This is a genomic window from Paracoccus sp. R86501 (assembly GCF_042466435.1).
Classification (GTDB): domain Bacteria; phylum Pseudomonadota; class Alphaproteobacteria; order Rhodobacterales; family Rhodobacteraceae; genus Paracoccus.
On the sequence record NZ_JAXHPZ010000001.1, the window covers coordinates 2,605,834 to 2,628,782 of the forward strand.

Here is a 22,949-nt window from a genome sequence, read left to right on the forward strand (position 1 = left end):
TCGACATGAGCAATTTCACCACCCGCCCCGACATCCGCGGCACCTTCGGTACCGTCGCCTCGACCCATTGGATCGCCTCGCAGACGGGGATGGGTATCTTGGAACGCGGCGGCAATGCCTTCGACGCCGCCGTCGCCACCGCCCTTGTCCTGCAGGTGGTCGAGCCGCATCTGAACGGCCCCGCAGGCGATCTGCCGGCCATCATCCACGACGCCGAAACGGGCCGGACCCGCGTGCTCTGCGCCCAAGGCGTGGCCCCCAAGGGTGCGACGATGGACCATTACCGCGAACATTTCGGCGACGGGCTGATCCCCGGATCGGGCCTGCTGGCCACCGTGGTGCCCGGCGCCTTCGACGGCTGGATGCTGATGCTGCGTGATCATGGCAGCCTAGAAGTTGCGGACGTCATGGCCCCCGCCATCGGCTATGCCCGCGACGGCCATCCGATGCTGCCGCGCGTGGCCAACACCATCGCGGGGCTGGCCGATTTCTTCCGCAGCGAATGGCCCAGCAGCGCGCAGACATGGCTGCCGGGCGATCAGGCCCCGACCGAATGGGCGCTGTTCCGCAACCGCGATCTGGCCGCCACGTGGCAGGGTCTGGTCGATGCCGCCACCGGCGACACGCGCGAGGCGCGGATCGACGCCGCCCGCAAGGCATGGTCGCAGGGCTTCGTGGCCGATGCGATCTGCGACTACTTGGCCGATGCAAAGGTGATGGACGTGTCCGGCACCGCGCATTCCGCTGTGCTGTCGCGTCAGGATCTCGCCGAATGGCAGGCCAGCTGGGAGGATACCCTTTCGATCGACTATCACGGCTGGACCGTCCACAAGACCGCCCCCTGGTCGCAGGGGCCGGTGATGCTACAAGGGCTGCAGATCCTCAAGAACTTCGATCTGGCGGCGATGGACCCGATGGGCGCCGAATTCGTCCATACCGTGACCGAGGCGATGAAACTGGCCTATGCCGACCGCGAGGCTTATTATGGTGACCCCGACTTCTTCGACATCCCGATGAATGCCCTGCTGTCGCCCGAATACGGCGCCGAACGCGCCAAGCTGATCGGCGATACCGCCAGCATGGACCAGCGCCCGGGGCGTATCGATGGATTCGAACATCTGGCCGAAGACGCCATCCTGCGCGCCGCTACTGATTTCAATGCCGCCCGCGGGGCCAGCGCGGGCGAACCGACCATGGCGCATCTGACCGAAAAGCGCGGCGATACGGTGCATATCGATGTTATCGACCAATGGGGCAATATGGTCAGCGCTACCCCCTCGGGCGGCTGGCTGCAATCCAGCCCTGTCATTCCGGGCCTCGGCTTTCCGCTGAACAGCCGCGCGCAGATGTTCTGGCTGCGTGAAGGGTTGCCGACATCGCTTACACCGGGGGCACGGCCACGCACGACGCTGACGCCATCGCTGGCGGAAAAGGACGGCACGCGGATCGCCTTCGGGACACCGGGCGGCGACCAGCAGGACCAATGGCAGCTGATCTGGTTCCTGCGCTATGTCCATCACGGGCTGTCGATGCAGCAGGGCATGGATGCGCCGCTGTTCCATACCGCACATTTTCAAAGCAGCTTCTATCCCCGCGACGCAGTCCCCGGCGCATTGATGGTCGAACCCAGCCTAGGCAACACCGTCATCAGCGACCTGCGCGCCCGCGGCCATAAAGTCACCGTCGCAGAATCCTGGAGCATCGGTCGCCTGACCGCCGCCCGCCGCGAAGCCGACGGCATGCTGACCGCCGCCGCCACCCCGCGCCTGATGCAGGCCTACGCTGTCGGGCGCTAGGCAAGACCAACCACAAGGGCAAGGCGCGCCCGCTTGCGCTTTGCGGAAGTCAAATCAATAAGCGGACACCGAAAAACCGGAGCGGGAACATGGACACGTCAACTGACGATCTTGGCACGGTAATCGATGCTCTGACCCCTGTCATGGAGCAGGCAATCCACTCCGGCGGCAGGCTGCCGCCGGAGCGCGCTCTGACTCAGATGCTGAACGTGTCCCGCAGGCGTCTGCGTCTGGCCCTGGACGAACTGCAACGACGCGGCACGGTATTTCGCCGCCATGGTCAGGGTACGTTCGTCACCCCCCCGACACGGACCGACAATGGGCGACAACGGTTGATGGCCGAACGTCTGAGCCTTGAACAATTGATGGACGTCCGTCGTCAAATCGAACCACATCTGGCGCGGCTGGCCGCTACGCATGCCTCGGGTGGTGATATCGAACAACTGCGGCTTTTGATGCAAAGGTCACGCGATGCCCATTCGGCGCAGGACTATGATCTGGCGGATGAGGTTTTTCACTACCGCATCGCTGAACTGGCTAGAAACCCGCTGTTCCTTGAAATTTTCGACCTGATCCGCGGGATGCGCCAACAGGCCGGTTGGCGCGCACGGCGCGCCGAAACCAATGTGCCGGAAGTAATGCGAATCCTTGGGCAACAGCACCAACAGATATTCAACGCGATCGCCGAAGGTGACGCAGCAGGTGCGGATCTGGCACAACGCCTGCACATAGATTTCGTCGCCTCGGCGATTTACAGTAAGTAGCGGCTTCTTCGCGACCAGCCGTCCGACCAAAGAAAAACCCCCGCAAGCACGAAGCTTGCGGGGGTTTTTTAATGGTGCCCAGGAGAGGACTCGAACCTCCACGCCTTGCGGCACACGGACCTGAACCGTGCGCGTCTACCAATTCCGCCACCTGGGCAGGTGGTGTAAGCGGCTGATTAAAGACAGTTACGGGGGGCGTCAATGCGATTCCGACATGTTTGCGAAAGTTTTTTGCGAAATCGACATCGGACCGGCGAAACACCATGCAGGACATGGCCTGCGCGCCCGTGCCGCCTTGCCGCAGCCCCCACCTATGAGTAAGGATCACGGCAACAATCGGCACGTAAGGAGGCGAGACGCCCATGGCGAAACTGGTCACGATCTTTGGCGGGTCTGGCTTTGTCGGTCGGCAGGTTGCCCGGCTGATGGCAAAGGAAGGCTGGCGCGTCCGGGTTGCGGTCCGCCGCCCCGACGAGGCGCTGTTCACCCGCACCTATGGCGCGGTCGGGCAGGTCACCCCCGTCCTGTGCAACATCCGCAGCGAGGCATCCGTCCGCGCCGCCCTGACCGGGGCCGATGCCGCCGTCAATTGCGTCAACATCCTGTCGCCCGAAGGCAAGAGCACCTTTTCCAACGTGTTCCACGAGGGTGCCGGACATATCGCCCGCATCGCCACGGAACTGGGCCTGTCGCATCTGGTCCATATCTCGGGGCTGGGCATCGACACGGAATCCGACAGCAAGTACATCGCCGCCAAGTCGCGCGGCGAAGAAGCCGTGCTGGCACAGTTCCCCGATGCGGTCGTGCTGCGGCCCTCGGTGATCTTCGGCGCAGATGACAACTTCTATAACCGCTTTGCCGGCATGACCCGCATGGGTCCGGTGATGCCCATCGTCGGCGGCAAGACCCGCATGCAGCCGGTCTATGTCGAGGATGTCGCCCGCGCCGCCGTCATGGGCGCGACCGGCGCCGCAGCCCCCGGCATCTATGAACTGGGCGGCCCCGACGTGCTGACCCTGCGCCAGATCGTCGATCAGGTGCTGAAGGCCACCCATCGCCGCAAGCTGGTGGCGAACATGCCCTTCGGCCTGGCCAAGCTGGGATCGATGGGTCTGGGGGTCGCGCAGACGCTGACCGGCGGGCTGTTCACAAACCCTCTCAGCAGCGACCAGCTGGCGTTGCTGCGTGAAGACAATGTCGTCAGCGATGACGCCAGGGGATTTGCCGATCTGGGCATCCAGCCCGTCGCGGCCGAGGCGGTTCTGGACGATTATCTGTGGCGTTTCCGGCCTTCGGGTCAATATGACGCCATCAAGGACTCCGCCAAGAACCTGCGCAACCACTGATGGAACATAACACGATTGTTGCGGCGGTCCTGGGTATCCTCGAGGGCCTGACCGAATTCATTCCGGTCTCATCGACCGGCCACGTTCTGCTGGCCGGGCATTTTCTGGGCTTCGATTCGCCCGGACGCGCCTTCGAGGTGGTGATCCAGCTGGGCGCCATCGTCGCCATTCTGGGCGTCTATGCCACGCGCATCTGGCAGATCCTGACCGATGCCCCCCATGACCCCACCGCCCGCCGCTTTGTCGCCGCGGTGCTGCTGGCCTTCCTGCCTGCCGTGGTCATCGGCCTTCTGGCGCATGACTTCATCAAGACGGTGCTGTTCGAGACGCCGATGCTGATCGCGGTCATGCTGATCCTTGGCGGATTCATCATGCTATGGGTCGATCGGCGCGCGACCGCGCCCGTCTATCACCGGGCCGAGGATTTCCCCTTGGGCATGGCGCTGAAGATCGGCTTCTTCCAGTGCATCGCGATGATCCCGGGCGTCTCACGTTCGGGCGCGACCATCGTCGGTGCCTTGTTGATGGGCGCGGACAAGCGATCCGCCGCCGAATTCAGCTTCTTTCTGGCCATGCCGACGATGCTGGGCGCATTCACTTTGGACCTGATCAAGAATCGCGATATCCTTGATGCAGCTGCCTTGGGAAACATTGCCGTCGGCTTTGTCACCGCCTTCATCAGCGCCATTCTGGTCGTGCGCTGGTTGCTGGGCTATGTGTCCAAGCATGGCTATGCGCTGTTCGCCTGGTGGCGGATCATCGCGGGAACCGTGGTTTTGCTGTCCTTGGCCGCTGGTAGGTAAGTAAAGCTGACGCATTATTTCGTTGGCGGCCCTAAATTTATGGCCGCCAACGCGAAAAACTGGCATTTAGGTCAGCACTGCTGACTTTTCATTGCAAATGCCTTGGTTTAAGCCAGCTGCGGAAGGTCCTGTAGGGAGACAGCGCAGCCATGGCCACGCAAAAGATGCTCAAGTTCACCTCGACACCGCGCGAAATGCCCGAGAAACGCTCGGCTGATGAGCGCAGTGAGGATTTCCACGAAATCTATCGCGAATTTGCCGATGCCAAGGCGACCGAGCAGTCCAGCCGCTGCAGCCAATGCGGCGTCCCCTATTGCCAGTCGCATTGCCCGCTGCACAACAATATCCCCGACTGGTTGCGCCTGACCGCCGAAGGTCGTCTGCTCGAGGCCTATCAGGTCAGCCAGGCCACCAATACCTTCCCTGAAATCTGCGGACGCATCTGCCCCCAGGATCGCCTGTGCGAAGGCAATTGCGTCATCGAACAATCCGGCCACGGCACCGTCACCATCGGCGCGGTCGAAAAATACATCACCGACACCGCATGGGAAAACGGCTGGGTCCAGCCCTTCACCCCCGATCAGGAACGTGCCGAATCAGTGGGTATCATCGGTGCCGGACCGGGCGGACTGGCTGCGGCCGACATGCTGCGCCGTCAGGGTTTCCAGGTCACCATCTATGACCGTTACGACCGCGCGGGCGGGCTGATGACCTATGGCATCCCCGGCTTCAAGCTGGAGAAGGACGTCGTCATGCGCCGCAACCAGCTGCTGGCCGACAGCGGCGTGGAATTTGTGTTGAACTGCAACGTGGGCGAAGACATCAGCTTTGACGCCATCCGCGGCAAGCATGACGCGGTGCTGATCGCCACGGGCGTCTACAAGACCCGCGATCTGGATATCGACAATACCGATGCCGGCGGCGTCGTGCGTGCCATCGATTACCTGACCGCCAGCAACAAGATCGACTTTGGCGACGATGTTCCGGACTTCGACGACGGAGAGTTGAACGCCAACGGCAAGCGCGTCGTGGTCATCGGCGGTGGCGACACCGCGATGGACTGTGTTCGCACGGCCATCCGTCAGGGCGCGCAATCGGTCAAATGCCTTTACCGTCGTGACCGCACCAACATGCCGGGATCGCAGCGCGAAGTGCAGAACGCCGAAGAAGAGGGCGTCGAATTCGTCTGGCTGTCGGCGCCGGGCCAGTTCACCGGCCATGTGACCGGCGACATGGCGACCGCACAGGAACGCGACGTGGCGGGCAACCCGCAGATCGCATCCGTGCGCATCCAGAAGATGCGCCTTGGCCAGCCCGATGTCAGCGGCCGCCAAAGCCCCGAACTGATCGAGGGCGCCGATTACGACGAGCCCGCCGAACTGGTCATCAAGGCCCTTGGTTTCGAACCCGAAGACCTGCCCAAACTGTGGGGCGTCGATGGTCTGGAAGTGACCCGTTGGGGCACCATCAAGGCGAACTTCGAAACGCATCACACCTCGCTTCCGGGCGTGTTTGCGGTGGGCGACATCGTTCGCGGTGCCAGCCTTGTGGTCTGGGCCATCCGTGACGGCCGCGAGGCTGCCGCCTCGATCGCGCATTTCCTTGCGGGCGACGCCCGCGTGGCTGCGCAGTAAGGTCGCCATGATGCAGCATCTTGCGACATCATTTCTGGCAGCGCTGGCCCTGACCACCCTGCCCCTGCAGGCGGCGACCTTCACGCCGCCCGCCGGATGCAACCTGCAGGTCACGGTGCAGAACCGCGGCTGCTCGGTCAGCCAGTATTACATCTGCGACGCCGATCCCGAGGGATACCAGCGCAGCGCCATCTTCGGGAAAAACGGGCTGTTCCACACCTCGATCATCGACGAAGAAACCCGTTGGATCGAAAGCGCCTCGCCCATGTCAGGCATCACCGACCGGCTGGTCGAGGGGGCCCGCGACGAGGCCAGCTTTTCGAACCTGCTGAAGACGGGACGCGACGAATTCGATTTCGACACCCGCGCCAGCGACGGTCTGGTCCTGAACCAGAAGGGCTTTGACGTCCTGACGGGCGAAACCGTCCAGATCGACGGCCAGCAGCTGGAACGGACCGAGTTTCGCCTGACCACCACAGGACCGGACGGCAAACTGGTCAGCGAACGCCGCGGCACGCAATATATCAGCCGCGAATTCGGACGTTTCTACGGTGGCATCGAATCGCGCACCGGCGCCGACGGCGAACAGACCAAGACGAATGACAGCCCCGTTCTCTTCACCTTCCCCGAAGAGGCCGGTTTTGGCGACACCACCCCACAATTCGACTGCGATCAATTGCTGACGCAGATCTTGCAGGAAAGGGCCGCATCATGAACAACGATTGGCAAGAACAAGAGCAGGCCCGCCGCGACTGGATGGCCAAGAACAGCCTGTACCGCGACGAGGACGAACATTCGTCCTGCGGCGTCGGCCTGGTGGTCAACATCGACGGCAAGGCCAGCCGCAAGGTCGTGCAATCGGGCATCGACGCGCTGAAGGCCATCTGGCACCGCGGCGCGGTCGATGCCGACGGCAAGACCGGCGACGGCGCGGGCATCCACGTCCAGATCCCGGTCCCCTTCTTCTATGACCAAGTCCGCCGCACTGGCCATGAACCCGATCAGGACAAGCTGATCGCGGTCGGCCAGGTCTTCCTGCCGCGCACGAATTTCGCCGCGCAGGAAGCCTGCCGGACCATCGTAGAATCCGAAGTCCTGCGGATGGGCCACTATATCTATGGCTGGCGCCACGTTCCGGTCGATACCAGCGTGCTGGGCGAAAAGGCCAATGCGACCCGTCCGGAAATCGAGCAGATCCTGATCCGCTGCGAAAAGGACATCGACCACGTCCAGTTCGAGCGTGAGCTGTATGTCATCCGCCGCCGCATCGAAAAGGCCGCCATCGCGGCGCAGGTGCCGCAGCTGTATTTCTGTTCGCTGTCCTGCCGCTCGATCATCTACAAGGGCATGATGCTGGCCGAACAGGTCGCGGAATTCTATCCCGACCTCAAGGACGAGCGTTTCGAATCGTCCTTCGCGATCTATCACCAGCGTTATTCGACCAACACCTTCCCGCAGTGGTGGCTGGCCCAGCCCTTCCGCATGCTGGCCCATAACGGTGAGATCAACACGCTGAAGGGCAACCTGAACTGGTTGCGCAGCCATGAAATCCGCATGGCCTCCAGCGCGTTCGGCGAAGCCGCCGAAGACATCAAGCCGATCGTGCCCGCAGGATCGTCGGACAGTGCCGCGCTGGATTCGGTCTTCGAGGTTCTGGTCCGTTCGGGTCGCTCCGCGCCGATGACCAAGACCATGCTGGTGCCGGAAAGCTGGTCCAAGGCCACGACCGACATGCCGCAGGCATGGGCCGACATGTACGCCTATTGCAACGCCGTGATGGAGCCTTGGGACGGCCCCGCCGCCCTTGCCATGACCGATGGTCGTTGGGTCTGCGGCGGTCTGGACCGCAACGGTTTGCGGCCGATGCGCTATGTCGTGACGGGCGACAACCTGCTGATCGCGGGTTCGGAAATGGGCATGGTGCCGGTCAACGAAAGCAATGTCGTCGAAAAGGGCGCGCTTGGTCCGGGGCAGATGATCGCCGTCGATATGTGGGACGGCAAGCTGTACCACGACACGGAGATCAAGGACCGCCTGTCGGCCAGCCAGCCCTTCGGCGAGTGGATCGAGAAGGTCGTCGAGCTGAACGACATCATGCGCGACCTGCCGGAAAAGGCGCTGCACACGGGTGACGAATTGCGTCGCCGTCAGGCAGCCGCCGGTTTCACCATGGAGGAACTGGAACACGTCCTGGCCCCCATGGCCGAAGACGGCAAGGAAGCCATCGCCTCAATGGGTGACGACACGCCGCCCGCGGTCCTGTCCAACCAGTACCGCCCCATGAGCCACTTCTTCCGCCAGAACTTCAGCCAGGTCACCAATCCGCCCATCGACAGTCTGCGCGAAACGCGTGTGATGTCGTTGAAGACGCGGTTCGGCAACCTCAAGAACGTGCTGGACGAAAGCAGCAGCCAGACCGAGATCGTGGTGCTGGAAAGCCCCTTCATCGCCAACGGCGAATTCGCCGAGATGGTGCGGATGTTCGGGGAAACCGTCACCTATATCGACTGCACCTTTGCCGATGACGCAGGCCCCGACGCCCTTGGCGAAGGTCTGGCCCGCATCCGTGCCGAAGCCGAGGATGCCGTGCGTTCCGGTGCCGGCCATCTGGTGCTGACCGACAAGGGCCAAGGCCCGTCGCGCGTCCCGATGCCGATGATCCTTGCGACCAGCTCGGTCCACAGCTGGCTGACGCGCGAGGGTCTGCGGACCTTCTGTTCGGTCAACGTGCAATCGGCCGAATGCATCGACCCGCATTACTTTGCGGTGCTGATCGGCAGTGGCGCGACCACCGTGAACCCCTATCTGGCGCAGGATTCGATCAATGACCGGATCGAGCGCGGTCTGCTGACCGGTTCGCTGATCGACAACATGCGTCGTTACCGCACCTCGATCGACGCGGGTCTTCTGAAGATCATGGCCAAGATGGGCATCTCGGTCCTGTCGTCCTATCGCGGCGGTCTGAATTTCGAGGCCGTTGGTCTGTCGCGCGCCATGGTTGCCGAATATTTCCCCGGCATGCAGTCGCGCATTTCCGGCATCGGTCTGCACGGTCTTCAGGCCAAGCTGGAGGCGCTGCACCAGAAAGCCTATCATACCAAGGACACCGACATGCTGCCGGTGGGCGGTTTCTACAAGCTGCGTCGCGCGGGCGAAAAGCATGCTTGGGAAGCCAACACCATGAAGATGCTACAGGTGGCCTGTGAAAAGGCCAGCTATGATATCTGGAAGCAGTTCAGCGCCACGATGCGGGCGAACCCGCCGATCCACATCCGCGACCTTCTGGACATCAAGCCGCTTGGCAAATCGGTCCCGATCGAGGAAGTCGAAAGCATCACCAGCATCCGCAAGCGTTTCGTGACGCCCGGCATGTCCCTTGGCGCCCTGTCGCCCGAGGCGCATATGACGCTGAACATCGCCATGAACCGCATCGGTGCGAAATCCGACAGCGGCGAGGGCGGCGAAGATCCGGCGCACAGCCACCCGCTGCCCAACGGTGACAACCCCTGCGCCAAGATCAAGCAGGTCGCCTCGGGTCGTTTCGGCGTCACCGCCGAATATCTGAACGCCTGCGAGGAACTGGAGATCAAGGTCGCGCAGGGTGCCAAGCCCGGCGAGGGTGGCCAGCTGCCCGGCATGAAGGTGACCAAGCTGATCGCACGGCTGCGTCACTCGACCCCCGGCGTGACGCTGATTTCGCCGCCGCCGCACCACGACATCTACTCGATCGAGGATCTGGCGCAGCTGATCTATGACCTGAAACAGATCAACCCGCGCGCCAAGATCACCGTGAAACTGGTGGCCTCTTCGGGCGTCGGCACGATTGCGGCAGGTGTGGCCAAGGCGAAAGCCGACGTAATCCTGATTTCGGGCCATAACGGCGGTACCGGTGCCAGCCCTGCGACATCGGTAAAATTCGCCGGTTTGCCGTGGGAAATGGGTCTGACTGAAGCGCATCAGGTTCTGGCCATGAACCGCCTGCGCGAACGCGTCACCCTGCGCACCGATGGCGGTCTGCGCACGGGCCGTGACATCGTCATGGCTGCGATGATGGGTGCCGAGGAATATGGCATCGGCACCGCCGCGCTGATCGCCATGGGCTGCATCATGGTCCGTCAGTGCCAGTCGAACACCTGTCCAGTGGGCGTCTGCACGCAGGACGAAAAGCTGCGCTCGATGTTCACCGGCTCGGCGGATAAGGTCGTCAACCTGATCACCTTCTATGCTCAGGAAGTCCGCGAGATCCTGGCCGACATCGGTGCACGGTCCTTGGACGAGGTGATTGGCCGTGCCGATCTGCTGACGCAGGTCAGCCGTGGCGCTGCCAACCTTGACGATCTGGACCTGAACCCGCTGCTGATCACCGTCGATGGGGCGGAAAAGATCGTCTATGACCGCACCAAGCCGCGCAATGCGGTTCTGGAAACGCTGGACAGCGAAATCGTCAAGGACGCCGCGCGCTTCTTTGAAGACGGCGAAAAGATGCAGCTGTCCTATGCCGTGCGGAACACGCAGCGCACGGTCGGCACGCGCACGTCCAGCATGATCGTCCAGAAGTTCGGCATGCGGAACAACCTGCAGCCGGATCACCTGACGGTCCGTCTGACGGGCAGTGCCGGTCAGTCCCTTGGCGCCTTCGCGGCTCCGGGCCTGAAGATCGAGGTGTCGGGCGATGCCAACGATTACGTCGGCAAAGGTCTGTCGGGCGGTACCATCGTGGTGCGTCCGCCAATGGCCAGCCCGCTGGTCGCCGCCGACAACACCATCATCGGCAACACTGTGCTTTACGGTGCCACGAACGGCTTTCTGTTCGCGGCTGGCCGTGCAGGCGAACGCTTTGGCGTCCGCAACAGCGGTGCATCGGTGGTAATCGAGGGCTGTGGCAGCAACGGTTGCGAATATATGACCGGCGGTGTGGCGGTGATCCTGGGTCGCATTGGCGCCAACTTCGGTGCCGGGATGACCGGCGGCATGGCCTATCTCTATGATCCGGAAGGTCTGGCGCGCGATTACATCAACCCCGAGACGCTGGTCATGTGCCCGGTCACGCAAGAGCATTGGGAAGACCAGCTGAAGACGCTGATCGAACGCCACCTGAAGGAAACCGGTTCGCGCCGCGCAGACGACATCCTGTCGAACTGGGATCGCGAAAAGGGCAACTTCCTGCAGGTCTGCCCCAAGGAAATGCTGTCGGCCCTGCCCCACCCCATTCAGGCGGTGCAGGAACCCAACGCGGTTCCTGCCGAATAAGATCTTGAAAGCGGCCCCTCGGGGCCGCTTTCTCAATTTTCCGGGTCGGCGATCGCCTGGCAGGTGATGTCCACGTCATCGGCGCGCGTCAGGGTCGCCTGCTTCCCCTTGACCCACCATTGCCACATCCCCGACACGTAACGCGCACCCGAGGCCGCAACGACATTCGCGAACAGCAGTTCCTCACCCTCCAACGGAATGACGGCCAGCCTGTTGGCACCGGCGTTGACATAGCGAACCGCCAGATCACGCCCGCCGTCGCATTGATATTGCGTGGCGGTCACGGTCGCATCGGACGGCAACGGCAGCGTCAGGGCCATCTGCGCATGGGCCGCACCGCAGGTGATGATCACCGCCATCGCCGCCCCGATCTGTCTGCGCATATCCTGTCCTTTCACGTTGTTGGCCCTGCAAGATCGCGCAGCGGCGTGGGCATGACAAGGTCAGGGAACTTGACGCTTGGGCGCGCTGCGTGGGACATGCCAGCATGATTCCCCGCAGCCCGCCCGAGGCCCCATTCAACGACGCCCCCCCGCCACCGCGCCGTCGACGCGCATGGCGGGGGCTTGCTTTGTTCTGGCTACGTTTTCTTCTGCTTAGGGCGGTGCTGGTCATGGCCGGGTCGGTCACGCTCTATGCCTTTTTGAATCCGCCGCTGACTTGGACGATGGTCGGGGCGGCGCAGCGCGACCCGCTGGTGGATCGTGAATGGGTACCGCTGACCCGCATCGCGCCGGTCATGCGCAGGTCGGTCGTTGCCGCCGAGGATGCGAATTTCTGCGGCCACTGGGGGTTCGACATGACCGAAATTCGCAAGGTCGTCGCCTCCGGCTCCAGCCGGGGGGCTTCGACGCTGACGCAGCAGACCGCCAAGAACGCCTATCTGTGGCAGACCCGCAGCTGGGGTCGCAAGGCGGTCGAGACCGCCCTGACCCCTATGATCGAAGGTCTGTGGTCCAAGTCGCGCATCCTCGAGGTCTATCTGAACATCGCGGAATTCGGTCCGGGCATCTTCGGGATCAAGGCCGCCGCCCGCGAATATTTCGCCACCACCCCCGACCGCCTGACCCGCGTGCAGGCCGCGCGGTTGGCGGCCATCCTGCCCGCCCCCCGCACCCGCAGCCCGCATGCCGCATCGGCGCGGTCGCGGGCCATCGCCGACGGGGCCGCCACCATCGGACGCGATGGCCGGGCGGATTGTTTCCAACGCGACATGACACCCTGACGCCCGTCGGTTGAAAGCGGCCATGCTGGCGCGTATCAAGATGGCGTTGCGATAAGAAACAAAGGTCTCGAGCAGTCCATGAACAACAATACGCAGACCACGCGACTGTATCACACGGCGCTGTCCCCCTATTGCCGCAAGGTCCGCCTTGTGTTGGCAGAAAAGAAGATCGAGGTCGAACTGGTCGAGGAGCGCTATTGGGAAAGCCCCCCCGACCTGAAGCGCCGGAACCCCGCCGGCAAGCTGCCGGTCCTGCGTTATCGCGGGAACCTGCTGTCGGAAAGCCAGGCGATCGTTGAATATCTGGACGAGGCGATGCCCTCGCCTTCGCTGATGCCCGGCACGCCGCTGGAACGCCATGAGGTGCGCCGGCTGTGCGCCTGGTTCGATGACAAGTTCCATGCCGAAGTGACCCAGCCGATCCTGAACGAACGGGTCTGGAAGAAGGTTATGCGGACCGGATATCCCGACAGCCGCGTCGTCAAGGATGGGCTGAGGGCGATCAAGGAACATATCGACTATCTCTCGACGCTGCTGGAAACCCGGCGCTGGCTGGGCGGGAATGCGATCAGTCTGGCGGATTTCACGGCGGCGGCGCATTTCTCTTGCCTCGATTACATCTCGGACGTCGATTGGGACCGGTCCGAGATGCTGCGCGACTGGTATGCGACGATCAAATCGCGCCCGGCGTTCAGATCGGTCCTGGCCGATCAGGTACCGGGCATCCATCCGGCCGCGCATTATGCCGAGCTGGACTTCGGATAAGCCCGAGGGGGGCGGGATGCGTCCCGCGACCGCCGGGGGCGCTTCGCCCCCCGGACCCCCCGAGGGTATTTGGGCAACCAAGAAGGCCGAGATCGAGGCCGAGGCGAAGGCCGTCGGCTTTTCGCGCATGGGGGTCACCACCACCGATGCCGTGCCCGAACTGGCCGGTCGCTTGGCGGCATTTCTTGAAGCCGGGCATCACGGTCAGATGGACTGGATGGCCGAGCGGACACATTGGCGTGGCAATCCGCAAGCCCTGTGGCCCGAGGCGCGGTCGGTCATCATGCTGGCCGAACTCTATACCCCGGACCACGACCCCCTGGCCGTGCTGGATCAGCCCGACCGGGCGGCGGTCAGCGTCTATGCCCAAGGCAAGGATTACCACGATCTGGTCAAGAAACGGCTGAAGCGGCTTGGGCGCTGGATGCTGGAGAAATCACCGGGCCATCAGATCAAGGTCTTTGTGGACACCGCGCCGGTGATGGAGAAGCCCTTGGCGCAGGCGGCGGGACTGGGCTGGCAGGGCAAGCATACCAACCTGCTGTCGCGCGATCTTGGCAGCTGGTTCTTTCTGGGTGCGATCTTTTCGACCCTGCCGCTGCCGCCCGATGCCCCTCAAGAGGAACACTGTGGGTCCTGCCGCGCCTGTCTGGATGTCTGCCCAACGGGGGCCTTTCCGGCGCCGTTCCAGCTGGATGCGCGGCGCTGCATTTCCTATCTGACGATCGAACACAAAGGCCCCGTCGATCCCGAGCTGCGCCCGCTGATGGGCAACCGTATTTATGGCTGCGACGACTGCCTGGCGGTCTGTCCGTGGAACAAGTTCGCGCAATCGGGGTCCGAGATGCGCTATCGCGGGATCATCGAGGCACCGCCTCTGGCCGAGCTGGCGATGCTGGATGACGCTGGATTTCGCGCGCGGTTTTCCGGCAGTCCGATCAAACGCATCGGACGGGACCGTTTCGTGCGCAATGTGCTCTATGCGATCGGCAATTCGGGGGATTTGTCGCTGGTGGGTGTGGCGCAGGGGTTATGCCGCGATCCAGATCCGACGGTGGCGGATGCTGCAGGATGGGCCGTGGCGCGGCTGGCAGGTTAAAGCAGGAAGTCGTCGCCTGTCAGGGTCAGCGTGCCGTCCAGCCGGATCAGCATGTCGGCCTGATGGTCGCCGTTCAGGTCGATCAGCAGATGGGTCTGTGATCCGGCATGTTCCCAGTGCAGCGACCTGCCGCCCCGGAAATCACCGTCGCTGGCATGGGACAGGTTGAGCGGGCGCAGGTCCAGGCGGTCCATGCCGGGTTGGAAGTCGGTGATCAGGTCGGCGGCATTCACCCGGCTGTCGGCGGCCTTGGTAAAGCGGAAGATGTCGCGCCCCGCACCACCCTCCAACCGGTCGGCACCTGTATTTCCGATTAGCGTGTCATTGCCGCCGCCGCCCTTTAGCGTGTCGTTGCCCGCGCCGCCGGTCATGCGGTCGGCACCGAACTGGCCGAACAGGCGGTCGTTGCCCCCACCGCCGTTCAGCACGTCGTTGCCACCCTGACCATAGAGGACGTCCCGACCGTTGCCCCCGTCCAGGGTGTCCCGACCACCGCCGCCATAGAGTTCGTCATCCTGCCCGCCGCCGCGCAGCAGGTCGTTCCCGCCACCTGCGCGCAGCGTGTCATTGCCCGCACCGCCCAACAGGGTGTCATTGCCGCCGCCGGTCTTCAGAAGATCGTTGCCGCGACCGCCCGACAAATAGTTGTTGCCGCCAAAAGTGGTCAGCGTGTCGTTGCCACCATTGCCGATCAGGCGGTCGTTGCCGCCGTTTCCCATCAACTTGTCGTCGCCACCCTGCCCGAACAGCGTGTCATTGCCTTTGTGGCCGAACAGGCGGTCATTGCCGCTGCCGCCCTTCAGGATGTCATTGCCCTGCCCGCCCAGAAGCCTGTCGTTGCCCGCATCGCCGAACAGACGGTCGTTCTGCTTGCCGCCCTCCAACGTGTCGTTGCCGTCGCCACCGTAAAGCCAGTTCCGCCCCGTGGTCCCGCGCAGGAAATCATCACCCTCGTCGCCGTGCAGGGTATCATCGCCGCCGCCGCCGATCAGGCGGTCGTTTCCAAGACCACCGAACAGCAGATCGTTGCCCGCATTGCCGAACAGCGTGTCATCACCCGATTCGCCATAGAGCAGATCATCACCGCCGCCGCCGTAGAGGAAATCGAAGTCGTCGCCGCCGAACAGCGTATCGTCACCGACATCACCGCGCAGCGTATCACGACCAGTGCCGCCGTTCAGCAGATCGGCACCCTGTTGCCCCAGAAGGATATCATCGCCATCATCCCCCGCCAGCGTGTCATTGCCGCCGCCGCCCTGCAGCTTGTCGTTATCGGCACCGCCATAGATCAGGTCGTCGCCATCATCACCCATCAGGCTGTCACGACCCGCGCCGCCCTGCAGGAGGTCGTTGCCATCACCACCGTAAAGCGTGTCGTTGCCGTCATCGCCCATCAGGGTGTCATGGCCCGCGTCGCCATAGATCAAGTCGTTGCCACCCTGCCCCGACAGGCTGTCGTTGTCGTTTCCGCCGGACAGATGGTCGGCCCCCGCGCCACCGATCAGCGTGTCATTGCCTGCATCACCCAGCAACCGATTGTCACCCAGAAAGACCTGCAGCCAGTCGTCGCCTGCACCCCCCGACAGGGTGTCGTTGCCGTCATCGCCATAAAGGACATCATTGCCGTCGCCGCCATAGATCAGGTCGTTGCCCGCCCCGCCATAAAGCGTGTCATCGCCTGCATCGCCGTAAAGCACATCATCGTCGTCATCGCCGTAGAGCAGATCGTTGCCCTGATCGCCGAACAGCGTGTCGCGCCCCGTGCCGCCCCACAGTTGGTCGTTGCCCGAACCGCCGCGCAGAACGTCGTGGCCAGCCTCTCCCTTCAGGGTGTCGTTGCCCGAACCGCCCGAGACGGTATCATTCCCCGCCCCCGCATTGATCATCTGCGGTCCCGCCGCACCCAGCAGGCGGTCGGCGTTCGCGGTGCCGAACAGCCATTCGGGCTGATCGGTCGGGGTGCCGTCGGGGTCGATATCCTCGGGGTCGATGTCGGGCATGTCGTAATGGGCAATCGGGAACATCTCGTTCGAGAAGTCCGCAATGGTCAGCGAACGCCCATCGCGGGTCTGGATGTCCAGAATCGTTTCGCCATAGATGATCATCACGCCGTTTGCAGTCGGGATGAAGCGCAGCTGCCAGATGCTGCGGATGGTGCCCAGCATCGACAGGTCCAGGCGGTTGACCCCGTGTTCATAATCCAGAATCGTGATGCGCCCCTGCAACCGCGACGGCACGAAGGTATCGGCACCCGTCCCCCCCACCAATGTGATCGAGCGGCCTCCGGCGACCAGGATATCGTCGCCGTTCCCCCCTTCCAGCCGGGTGGTTGCCGCGCCGGCCACCAGAAGGTTGCCACCATTGCCTCCCTTCACGGTACCCGCACCCGCAAAGCCGGTCGCGCCGATCGGACCGGGCTGAAACGCCAGCTGGGTGATGCCCGTCTCGGTCGATGAGGCGACGAACAGCATGATCTGACCGTCGCGCACCAGCGCCTCGATGTCGCTGACATCGGCCAGTGTCATGGCATCCGTATCCACGATGGTTTCAAGATGCAGCAGACGCCCGTCGGGCAGCACGGTGAAGACCGAGATCCCGTCATCGGCCCCGCCCGCGAAGACGAAGCTGCGGCCCCCCATCTGCACCGTTTCAAGCGCGGTGACCGACTGGAAGCGGGTCGAGCCTTCGTCCAGCACATGATCGGTGGTGGTCAACTGACCCTTGGCGTCCAGACGGAAGACCGTCAACGACCCCGAACCCGACCCGGCCACCACGACGAATGTCCGTCCGCCCGACACGACCGTGCGCAGATCGGTCGGCGTGTCATAGCCCGCCCCCTGCGCCGCCACATGCAGCGTGGCCGCGCCCAAGGCACCCGTTGCCGACATCAGATGGGTCGAGATGAAGTTCCCCGCCGCCGAAACCGCGATCAGCATCTGCTGGCCGTTGACCGCGACATCCACGATGCGGTCCAGCGTGGCATCCACACTGCCCTGCGGAACCGGCAGATCGACCTGACCACGGACCGTCAGCTTGCCGTCGGCCCCGACCAGATGCGTCTGCAGGCGCATGCCGCCATCCTGCGCGGAGTAGATGATGTTTCCCTGCGCGGTCTGGACCTGCCCCAGGGCCGTCAGCGATTTGCCAAGGTCGTTCTTGAACAGCGCCTGGAACTGGCCCAGCGCGCCATTGTCGGCGCGCAGTTCCGTCGCCTGATCCGCGATGCCGCCCATCTGCACGACATGGACCATGCTGCGGTTGTTCAGGTCGATGACCGACAGCTGCGGCGGGCCCTGATAGGTGGCATTGTCCAGATAGGCCCGGTTGCGCAGCGCGGTGATCTGCTTGTCGGGTGCCGTCACCGCATAGCTGCTGATCCCGCCGCCCAGCTGCGTTGCCGCGACCAGCATCATCTGTCCATCGACCTCGACCATGGCAAGGTCGGTGATGTTGGACAGCCAACGTTGTTGCGCGACACCAAAGGTGGTCACGTGACGATACTCGATCATGACATTTCGGATATGTGCCGCATAGGCCGCGGGGTGACTTGGGATAGGCTAAAGATGGGCTTAACCTATCCCTTTGGCTAGCCCATGTTCCCTTGCATTTTAGGCATCCGCCGCGGCGCGGCCCCTTGAAATTCAGGCTTCCGGGGGCTCGACGGGCAATGCCAGGGGGCCATAGATGATCAGCCCAGGCTGGCTTACGGGCCCGTCCTGCATCATCCGGGCCAGCCCGTCGATGGTGGTACGGACCAGGCGCTGCGTGGGGTAGCCCACGGCCTCGGCAAAGACGGCGGGCGTGGTACCGGGCAGGCCGTGTTCGGCAAGCCCTTGGGCCAGCTTGGGAAAACTGCGCTGCCCCATAAAGACCACCGTGGTGACCGCCGGATCGGCCAGCGCCGCCCAATTGATGTCGCCGGGCAGATGCCCCGTCACATCGGCCCCGGTCACGAACTGGACGCGCCGCGCCGTCAGACGCCGGGTCAGGGGCATGCCGATCGCCGCCGCAGCCGCACTGGCTGACGTTACGCCAGGCACGATTTCGAAGGGAATATTTGCCTGCGTCAGGGCAATCAGCTCTTCCTCGAGCCGTCCGAAGATGCCTGCATCGCCCGATTTCAGCCGAACGACTTGCTTGCCGGCGCGGGCGTGCTGGATAATCAGCTCGTTCACCGCCTCTTGCTTGGCCGAGGGGCGACCCGCGCGCTTGCCGACTGCGATCAGTTCGGCCTCGGGGGCCGCATGGTCCAGCACCGGTCCCGAAGCCAGATCGTCGAACAGCACCACATCCGCCTGCGACAACAAGCGCGCGGCCTTCAGCGTCAGCAGTTCGGGATCACCCGGCCCCGCCGAAACAAGCGAGACGAAACCGGGGCGGGGGGCGTGATCGGGCAATGTCTGGGGGCCTCTGCGTCGGGTATGGGGACAGCTATACCACCCCGCGCGGGTGTGACAATGCCGCGCATCGGGAATGCAAGTCGCGCCCCGGATGAAACTTTCCCCGCCGTGATGCGTGATGTCAGGGTAGGCAACAAGGAGAATGCAATGACGGTGATCTGCTGGTTCAGGCGGGTTCTGCGGCTGGACGACCACCCCGCGCTTGTTGCCGCCGCCAAGGATGGCGACGTGATCCCGCTGGTGATCCTTGATCCCGCCGAGGCCCGCGACCATCCTGCCAGCGCCCAACGTCAGGCCATGTCCCTGCCCCGGCTGGAGGCTTCGCTGCGCCAGCGCCACAGCCGCCTGATCGTGCGTCGGGGCGATCCCGCGCAGGTTCTTGAACAGATCGCCCGCGAAACGGGTGCCAGCGCGGTTCATACCACCGTCGGCTTCCCCTTTGCCAGCGATCACGGGTTACAGGCGGCGGTCGAACGCAGCGGTGCATCCCTGCATCTGCACGAACTGGCCGATCTGGTCCCCCGCGCTTCGGTGCTGACCAAGACGGGGGGCGTCTACAAGGTGTTCACCCCCTTCTGGAAGGCGGTACGCCAGACGGACATCGCCCCGCCCCTGCCGACCCCGACGATATCTTCCCCCGACAGTTGGCCCGACAGCGACGGCACCGACTGGCCCGAAGCCCGCGCCGCCATGGACCGGGGCTGGGACGTCATGGCAGATCACATCCGCCCCGGCGAAGACGAGGCGATGACCCGGCTGGACGAATTTCTGGACGGCACCTTGCCCGATTACAAGGAACACCGCGACCAGCCGTGGCGACCGCGCGCGACCTCGAACCTGTCGGATGCGCTGGCGGTGGGCGAGATCAGCGCCCGTCGCATCTGGCGGCATTGCCAACCGGCGTTTCAGGACGGCCAGAAGGGCATCGACCATTTCCTGTCGGAATTGTGCTGGCGCGACTTTGCCCGCGAATTGTTCCACGAGGCCCCCGATATGGCCAGCACTCCATGGCGCCCCGAATGGCAGGATTTCCCGTGGAAGCGTGACAACAACGACGCGCAGGACTGGCGGCGCGGTCATACCGGCGTGCAGATGGTCGATGCCGGCATGCGCGAACTTTACGTCACCGGCCAGATGCACAACCGCGTCCGCATGATCACCGGCAGCTATCTGACCAAGCATCTGTTGACCGATTGGCGCGTGGGACTGGACTGGTTCGCGCGTTGCCTGATCGATTGGGACGCGGCCTCGAACGCGATGAACTGGCAGTGGGTGGCGGGTTGCGGGCCCGATGCCTCGCCCTTCTTCCGGGTGTTCAACCCTGAAACCCAAGGCGACAAGTTCGACGGCAAGGCAAGATACCGCGACCACTGGCTGCACCCCAACGCCGAGGGCGCCAAGCAATTTGCCGCAGCCACCCCCCGCTCGTGGCAGATCGACCTGACCCACAAACCCACCCCTGCCATTTCCTTGGCCGAAGGGCGGGCGCGTGCGCTTGATGCTTATGAAACCGTGAAATCCTGAAGGAACAAACGATGCAAATGGTCATCCTCTATGTCTCGACACTGGTCATCTTTCTGGCGGTGGACGCGGTTGGCATCAGCAAGCTGATCCGCCCGGTCTTCGAACGCCATGTGGGCGACCTGCTGGCCGATCCTTTCCGCGTGGGTCCGGCGACCTTCTTCTATTCGCTTTATATCGTCGGGGTTCTGTATTTCGTGTCGGTCCCGGCACTGAAGGCCGGTCAGCCCGCGCAAGCCCTGATCGCAGGCGCGCTGATCGGGTTGATGTGCTATGGCACCTATGAGTTCACCAATCTGGCCACACTGCGCGACTGGTCGTGGGAACAGGTGATCACCGACACGCTGTGGGGCGGCGCGCTGACGGGGGCCTCGGCCTGGGCGGGCGTGATGATCACCCGTGCCTTCGCATGATGCGGGCGCTGATCATCGGGGCTTCGGGCGGGATCGGCGCGGCCCTGTGCCAGCAGTTGCGTGCGGATGGGGCTGATGTCCTTGGCCTGTCGCGGCGCGACGACGGACTGGACCTGACAGATCCGCAGAGCCTGTGCGACCATGCCGCCCGCCTGTCGGACCATCGCTTCGACCTGATCTTCAATGCCACGGGCGCGCTGGTCGTTGGCGGTCATCAGCCCGAAAAGTCGATGGACGCGCTGGATGCGCAGGCGATGGCGGCGCAATTCGCGTTGAACGCCACGGGGGTCGCCTTGGTGATCCAGCATTTCGCACCGCTGCTAGCGGATGACCGACGGTCGGTCCTTGCCTCGCTCTCGGCACGGGTGGGGTCGATCGGGGACAACGGTCTGGGGGGTTGGGTATCCTATCGCGCCGCCAAGGCCGCCCAGAACCAGATCATCCATACCGCCGCCATCGAATACAAACGCCGCAATCGCCACGCGATTCTGGTGGCCCTGCACCCCGGCACCGTCGAAACCCCGCTGACCGCGAAATACGCCGCGCGCTATCCGACCATCACGCCCGAACGCAGCGCGCAGGCCCTGCTGTCGGTGATTGACGGATTAAAATCCAACGACAGCGGCGGCTTCTATGACTGGAAGGGTGAACGGGTGCCTTGGTGACCTAGCCCTTCAGATAGGGGGTAAAGGCGCTGCTGATCTGCGGGCCGCCGGGCTTGGTAAACGACCCCCAGCTGCCAAGAATCGCGCCATCCGGGCCGATCAGCACCTTGTTAAAGTTCCACTTCGGGACAAAGCCCGTCTGATCGCGAACCCAAGCATAGAAGGGGTGAACATCGCCCTTGGCCACCGGCAGGATGTCGGTCATCGGCAGGGTGATGCCATATTCCATCTGGCAGTATTCGCTGACCTCCTTGCTGCTGTCCAATTCTTGGTTGAAATCATCCGAGGGCACGGCCAGCACGACCAGCCCCTTGTCGGCGTATTCCTCATGCAGGGCCTGCATGTCGGTCAGCTGCCCCGCAAAGCCGCAGAGCGAGGCCGTGTTCACCACCAGCACCGGCCTGCCGCGCCAGTCGCGGGTGTCATATTCTCCGCCGTCGATCGAAGGAAAGCTGAAATCCGGCGCCTCGGCCGCGCGCGATGCTGCGGGCGACAGCCCGAGGGCCGAGATGGCCGTGGCCAACGACAGGAACAGGCGGCGTTTCATCAGGCATGACCTTTTCGCTTCAGGCCCGTCACGGCGCGGAAAGCCAGGGCGGCCGCACCGATCAGCGCCAGGACGGTGATGATCGTGTTGCCCGCCGCGATATTGGCGGCGATCACCCCGATAAAAGCCCAGATCACGGCCAAGGGATAGGCCCATTCGTCGGGCCGCATCGCCATGATCGCCAGTGCCAGCGCGCAGACGCCGATCAGGCACAAAACCGCCGCCCATTGCTGCGACATGATCCCATGCCCTGCCAGCCAGATGCCGATGGACACGCCCGATGCCGCCGTCAGCCAGCCTGTATAGAGCGCGACGGGATGTCCCTCGAACCACGGGTCGCGGCGACCGGCCCACAGCATGGCCGCGACCGCCAGCGCCATCATCACAAGGATCATCAGCGTCGCCAGCCCCGGCAGCACCTGCGCCACCGGGATCCACAGGAAGCCGACGGCAAGGCTGCCCAGAAGGGCGGGCCGCATGGTCGCCCAATCGTCATCCCCGGCGCGCTTCCACAGGCCGAAAGCCGCCCCCACGATCAGCCACAGATAAATTACCCCCCAGATCGAGAACGCCCAGCCTGCGGGCTGCACGGGCGGGTCCTGCTGCGGGATCGGGAACAGATCGGCGCTGTAACCGGCAAAGCCCGGGAAGATCGCGGGCGAGACGGCGAAAGCCACCGCTGCGATCAGGACAAGGATGGCATAGGTGCGGTTCGTCATGG

The 22,949-nt window shown here is 63.8% G+C and carries 18 protein-coding genes and 1 tRNA gene; 13 read left to right on the forward strand and 6 right to left on the reverse strand.

Annotation, left to right across the window (positions count from 1 at the left end; genetic code table 11):
• Positions 1-5: 5 nt before the first annotated feature.
• Both SJY40_RS12775 and SJY40_RS12780 read left to right on the forward strand, forming a co-directional pair.
• Positions 6-1,796 carry a gamma-glutamyltransferase family protein gene (locus SJY40_RS12775; protein WP_378947031.1) on the forward strand — a complete coding sequence of 597 codons (1,791 nt, stop codon included), beginning with the start codon at positions 6-8 and terminating at the stop codon, positions 1,794-1,796.
• 89 nt (positions 1,797-1,885) lie between these two features.
• Positions 1,886-2,560, forward strand: coding sequence for a FadR/GntR family transcriptional regulator (locus tag SJY40_RS12780; RefSeq protein WP_378947034.1), 675 nt, complete (start codon positions 1,886-1,888; stop codon positions 2,558-2,560).
• A 72-nt stretch (positions 2,561-2,632) separates the two neighbouring features.
• Here SJY40_RS12780 and SJY40_RS12785 read toward each other — a convergent pair.
• Positions 2,633-2,717, reverse strand: a tRNA-Leu gene (locus SJY40_RS12785).
• A 205-nt stretch (positions 2,718-2,922) separates the two neighbouring features.
• Here SJY40_RS12785 and SJY40_RS12790 point away from each other — a divergent pair.
• The 5 genes from SJY40_RS12790 to gltB all read left to right on the forward strand — a co-directional run bounded on the left by SJY40_RS12790 (position 2,923) and on the right by gltB (position 11,593).
• Positions 2,923-3,906 carry a complex I NDUFA9 subunit family protein gene (locus SJY40_RS12790; RefSeq protein WP_378947037.1) on the forward strand — a complete coding sequence of 328 codons (984 nt, stop codon included), beginning with the start codon at positions 2,923-2,925 and terminating at the stop codon, positions 3,904-3,906.
• Complete coding sequence (locus SJY40_RS12795; protein WP_378947040.1) at positions 3,906-4,709, forward strand: undecaprenyl-diphosphate phosphatase; 804 nt, start codon at positions 3,906-3,908, stop codon at positions 4,707-4,709. The genes SJY40_RS12790 and SJY40_RS12795 overlap by 1 nt, the downstream gene beginning before the upstream one ends.
• Before the next feature lie 149 nt (positions 4,710-4,858).
• Positions 4,859-6,343 carry an NAD(P)-dependent oxidoreductase gene (locus SJY40_RS12800; RefSeq protein WP_378947042.1) on the forward strand — a complete coding sequence of 495 codons (1,485 nt, stop codon included), beginning with the start codon at positions 4,859-4,861 and terminating at the stop codon, positions 6,341-6,343.
• A gap of 7 nt (positions 6,344-6,350) precedes the next feature.
• Positions 6,351-7,058 carry a hypothetical protein gene (locus SJY40_RS12805; RefSeq protein WP_378947044.1) on the forward strand — a complete coding sequence of 236 codons (708 nt, stop codon included), beginning with the start codon at positions 6,351-6,353 and terminating at the stop codon, positions 7,056-7,058.
• Entirely contained in the window at positions 7,055-11,593 is a 4,539-nt protein-coding gene (gene gltB, locus SJY40_RS12810) for a glutamate synthase large subunit (RefSeq protein ID WP_378947047.1), read from the forward strand. The genes SJY40_RS12805 and gltB overlap by 4 nt, the downstream gene beginning before the upstream one ends.
• Positions 11,594-11,625: 32 nt before the next feature.
• Here gltB and SJY40_RS12815 read toward each other — a convergent pair whose 3' ends face one another.
• Positions 11,626-11,976, reverse strand: a complete 351-nt coding sequence (locus SJY40_RS12815) for an MliC family protein (protein ID WP_378947049.1) — start codon at positions 11,974-11,976, stop codon at positions 11,626-11,628.
• Positions 11,977-12,206: 230 nt separating this feature from the next.
• On the opposite strand from SJY40_RS12815, the gene mtgA reads away from it, so the two are divergent.
• The 3 genes from mtgA (at position 12,207) to queG (ending at position 14,682) form a co-directional block, all read left to right on the forward strand.
• Complete coding sequence (gene mtgA, locus SJY40_RS12820; protein WP_378947052.1) at positions 12,207-12,818, forward strand: monofunctional biosynthetic peptidoglycan transglycosylase; 612 nt, start codon at positions 12,207-12,209, stop codon at positions 12,816-12,818.
• Between the two features lie 78 nt (positions 12,819-12,896).
• Positions 12,897-13,583, forward strand: coding sequence for a glutathione S-transferase family protein (locus SJY40_RS12825; protein WP_378947055.1), 687 nt, complete (start codon positions 12,897-12,899; stop codon positions 13,581-13,583).
• 16 nt (positions 13,584-13,599) lie between these two features.
• Positions 13,600-14,682, forward strand: a complete 1,083-nt coding sequence (gene queG / locus SJY40_RS12830; RefSeq protein WP_378947058.1) for a tRNA epoxyqueuosine(34) reductase QueG — start codon at positions 13,600-13,602, stop codon at positions 14,680-14,682.
• Here the strand turns inward: queG and SJY40_RS12835 are convergent.
• Entirely contained in the window at positions 14,679-18,191 is a 3,513-nt protein-coding gene (locus SJY40_RS12835; protein WP_378947061.1) for a M10 family metallopeptidase C-terminal domain-containing protein, read from the reverse strand. The genes queG and SJY40_RS12835 overlap by 4 nt on opposite strands.
• Before the next feature lie 132 nt (positions 18,192-18,323).
• Entirely contained in the window at positions 18,324-19,079 is a 756-nt protein-coding gene (gene cobA, locus SJY40_RS12840) for a uroporphyrinogen-III C-methyltransferase (RefSeq protein ID WP_378947064.1), read from the reverse strand.
• Between the two features lie 150 nt (positions 19,080-19,229).
• Here cobA and SJY40_RS12845 point away from each other — a divergent pair, with 150 nt between their 5' ends.
• Genes SJY40_RS12845 through SJY40_RS12855 form a run of 3 tightly spaced genes read left to right on the forward strand, consistent with a single transcriptional unit; the run spans position 19,230 to position 21,681 of the window.
• Positions 19,230-20,606 carry a cryptochrome/photolyase family protein gene (locus SJY40_RS12845; protein WP_378947067.1) on the forward strand — a complete coding sequence of 459 codons (1,377 nt, stop codon included), beginning with the start codon at positions 19,230-19,232 and terminating at the stop codon, positions 20,604-20,606.
• Positions 20,607-20,617: 11 nt separating this feature from the next.
• Positions 20,618-21,016 carry a DUF2177 family protein gene (locus SJY40_RS12850; RefSeq protein ID WP_378947070.1) on the forward strand — a complete coding sequence of 133 codons (399 nt, stop codon included), beginning with the start codon at positions 20,618-20,620 and terminating at the stop codon, positions 21,014-21,016.
• Complete coding sequence (locus SJY40_RS12855; RefSeq protein ID WP_378947073.1) at positions 21,016-21,681, forward strand: SDR family NAD(P)-dependent oxidoreductase; 666 nt, start codon at positions 21,016-21,018, stop codon at positions 21,679-21,681. The genes SJY40_RS12850 and SJY40_RS12855 overlap by 1 nt, the downstream gene beginning before the upstream one ends.
• A 1-nt stretch (position 21,682) precedes the next feature.
• On the opposite strand, the gene SJY40_RS12860 is transcribed toward SJY40_RS12855, so the two are convergent.
• Both SJY40_RS12860 and SJY40_RS12865 read right to left on the reverse strand, forming a co-directional pair.
• The gene (locus tag SJY40_RS12860) at positions 21,683-22,228 is read right to left on the reverse strand and encodes a glutathione peroxidase (RefSeq protein ID WP_378947076.1); all 546 of its coding nucleotides are present in this window, start codon (positions 22,226-22,228) and stop codon (positions 21,683-21,685) included.
• Complete coding sequence (locus SJY40_RS12865) at positions 22,228-22,947, reverse strand: TspO/MBR family protein (protein WP_378947079.1); 720 nt, start codon at positions 22,945-22,947, stop codon at positions 22,228-22,230. The genes SJY40_RS12860 and SJY40_RS12865 overlap by 1 nt, the downstream gene beginning before the upstream one ends.
• Positions 22,948-22,949 lie beyond the last annotated feature (2 nt).